The following is a 2,779-nucleotide window of genomic DNA, read 5'->3' as shown; positions in this document are numbered from 1 at the left end:
GCGGTGCCGACACCGCGCCGTCTGCTCGCCGACCTCGGATGCGCGGGTGCGGTTCGCAGCCCGCACGCCGTGGCGGACATCGCCAACACCGGCCGTGGCCCGCTTCTGCTCCTTTCCGGGCAGGAGGACCGACTGATACCCGACTCCGTCACGCGCACGGTGTACAAGCAGTACGGTGACTCGACGGCTGTGACCGACCTCAAGCAGTTCGCGGACCGAGGCCACTCACTGGTCATCGACAACGGATGGCGATTCGTCGCCGACTACGTGCTTGGCTGGCTGGACGAACGCGGCATTCGTGCCCTTCCGGGAGAGGGGTGAACGCACCGCGGCGGGTTCGACGAGCTGTCCGGGGTATGCCGCACCGCGCCTCGGGCGACATCCCCGCCTTGTGTCACCGCATCCGGTACGAGGGCCGACACCACGGCCCTCTGCTCACGCGGGACCGTTCGGCACCACGGTGAACCGGCCGAGGGCGACGATGTCGCCATTAGTGGGCGAATGCCGCACGTATCTATTCTATATGTGTGTAAGGGCGCTACGGGCGGGGCCCGGCACACCACAGAGGATCGCGGCAGACATGGACTGGGCTGACCGAGGGCTGTGCCGGACGCAGGCGGACCGGATGTTCGCCGAAGGCGCCGCGCAGAACGAGGCCAAGGCCGTGTGCGTCCACTGCCCGGTGCAGGTCGAGTGCCTGGCCTACGCGCTGGACCACCGTGTGGAGCACGGTGTCTGGGGTGCGATGACTGAGCGGGAGCGCCGTGTGTGCTGTTGCACCGCCGTCCGGACGTCACGTCCTGGGCGGAGATCCTCCAGACGGCTCGTGCGACGTACGAGGCGGCTTCGCTCAGCGGTTCTCAACAGGCGCGCCGGGCCGCGGTGGTGCCGGTGCCGCGCGTCGGGCGCGCGCTGCCTGTGCCCGGCGACGATGTTGAGGCCCCCCGGTGGGGCAGGGCCTGAACACCGCGTTCGCGACCAGCGGTTCACTGGGCGTGAGCGTGCCATGGTGGGTGGCCACGGCGGGCGTGCCGCACACCCTGCCGTGGCCCTGTCGGCACCAGAGCGGTGGTGCCGGGTTGTCAGTGAGCCGATGCCCAGAGGCCCCCTGAGACACGTGTTCAGACGAGGATGGAGATGTCGCTGCGGCTTGCCCACACCTGGTCTCATCCTGCCCATAGACTCCGGGCATCGACTATGACCCGTGCGCCGTCTGCACATGTGCCCTTCGCGCGCCTTCAGTTACCGGCTCCCGGTGCCACGTGAGCCAGGTGCTACAACCGTGAGCAATTTTCCCCGCCGCCACGGTACGGACGTCGACCTGCCGGTCATCGGCGGACAGGGCGTCCAGCCGAGGCCGGGCCTCCCGCAGCTCGCGCACCGCCAGCCTGAGGGGAACATCCGGGGACGCGCTCAGCTGCGCGCCGACGATCGCGACCGCCAGCGGCAGGAACCCGCACAACTCGACCAGTTCGGCCGCGGCCTGCGGCTCCGCCAGGCACCGGTCCTCGCCGATCCGCGCGGCCAGTCCCGCCAGCGCTTCCTGGCGCGTCCACACGTCCAGGCCCACCAGACGGGCTCCGTCGGTGACGGCCAGACCCGACAACTGGCTGCGGGAGGTGATGATGGTCAGACACCCCGCAGAAGCCGGCAGCAGCGGCCTGACCTGCTCCTCGTCGCGCGCGTTGTCGAGTACGACGATCAGATGCCGGGACGCTGTCCGCTCCTGGAACAGAGCGCGGCGTTCCTCGGTGCCGCGCGGCACGTCGCTGTTGGGCACCCCCCAGCGCGGCGAGAAACCCGCTGAGGGCCTCGCCGGGGTCCAGGGGCCGGCCGGTGTCCTGGAAGCCGCGCAGGTTCACATAGAGCTGGTCGTCGGGGAATTGCTCCGCCACCTGGTGCGCCCAGTGCACCGCGAGCGTGGTCTTGCCGACCCCGCCATGCCCCCGATCACGGAGACGACGACGTGCCCGCCCCGCCCGGCGACGTGGGAGGTGAGGTGGTGGGCGGCCTCCAGCGCCTCCTTCCAGCCGCGGAATGCCGCAAGGTCGGGCGGCAGCTGCCGCGGCACCTGCCCCGTGCGCCGCATCGACGCCTCGACGAACCGGCGCCGCTCGTCCTCGTTCAGGCCCAGGGCGTTCATCAACCCGGTCAGCGTCGCCTGACGGGGCAGGCTCTGCCCGCGCTCCATGTCGCTGATGGCCCGGACACTCACCCCGGACGCCTCGGCGAGGCCATCCAGTGTCAGCAGCGTGCGCTGCCGCGCCTCACGCAACAGCCGGCCGAAGGCCGTCCTGTCCATCCCCACTCCCCGAGGCCGCGTTCCCGGCGTTTCCATGGGCCGGGCACCGCCGCGGAGGAACGCACTGAACGTACCAGTTCTGGAATGGTCATTAAAGCAAGGGATGTCTCACATGTATCCGGGGCGTCGACCGTTGCCGCAGGCTGGCCCCGGGGCACATCGTCGCCGGTCTGGCCGCGGGCCTGCGGGCCGGGGCGATGACCGGTGCCGCAGCCGCCCTCGAGGCACGCAACACCCGTGGAATGGTGCATCAACCGTCTGAAGCAGTGGCGCGGCATAGCCACCCGCTACGGGAAGGCCGCAACCGTCTACCTGGCCGGACTCCACATAGCCGGAATCTTTCTCTGGTCCGCCCGCTGATCCAACTGCCCCAGGCCGTCACGGAAACCCGCCGAACTTGGCACCCAAACAGGCTGGTTGAACATAGACGGTCTTCCACGGCCCGAACCGCTCAGGCAGATCACGCCACTGCACCCC

General features: G+C 69.9%; 3 protein-coding genes and 2 pseudogenes. 3 read left to right on the top strand and 2 right to left on the bottom strand.

The annotated features are described in order from the left end of the window. Both KN815_RS40850 and KN815_RS40845 read left to right on the top strand, forming a co-directional pair. The coding region (locus tag KN815_RS40850) for an alpha/beta fold hydrolase (RefSeq protein WP_507229925.1) at window positions 1–321 on the top strand (321 nt) is incomplete at its 5' end. A gap of 259 nt (window positions 322–580) precedes the next feature. Next, window positions 581–963 (top strand): annotated as a pseudogene (locus tag KN815_RS40845) (WhiB family transcriptional regulator). A 232-nt stretch (window positions 964–1,195) separates the two neighbouring features. Here KN815_RS40845 and KN815_RS51130 read toward each other — a convergent pair. Further along, on the bottom strand, window positions 1,196–1,780 hold the full coding sequence (locus tag KN815_RS51130) for a hypothetical protein (RefSeq protein WP_253209564.1): 585 nt from the start codon (window positions 1,778–1,780) through the stop codon (window positions 1,196–1,198). Window positions 1,781–1,858: 78 nt separating this feature from the next. Next, window positions 1,859–2,302 carry a helix-turn-helix domain-containing protein gene (locus KN815_RS51125; RefSeq protein WP_253209563.1) on the bottom strand — a complete coding sequence of 148 codons (444 nt, stop codon included), beginning with the start codon at window positions 2,300–2,302 and terminating at the stop codon, window positions 1,859–1,861. A 237-nt stretch (window positions 2,303–2,539) separates the two neighbouring features. Between KN815_RS51125 and KN815_RS51120 the strand changes: the two are divergent. After that, window positions 2,540–2,662: pseudogene (locus tag KN815_RS51120) on the top strand (IS5/IS1182 family transposase); the annotation flags it as partial. Window positions 2,663–2,779: the final 117 nt, after the last annotated feature.

Source organism: Streptomyces niphimycinicus (assembly GCF_018883605.1).
Taxonomy (GTDB): domain Bacteria; phylum Actinomycetota; class Actinomycetes; order Streptomycetales; family Streptomycetaceae; genus Streptomyces; species Streptomyces niphimycinicus.
The sequence above is the reverse complement of the archived record's forward strand: the minus strand, read 5'-3'. Positions and strand labels throughout refer to the sequence as shown.

Coding starts and splice junctions, on each gene's coding strand:
- KN815_RS51125 (WP_253209563.1), bottom strand. CDS start 2,302: ATGGACAGGACGGCCTTCGGCCGGCTGTTGCGTGAGGCGCGGCAGCGC.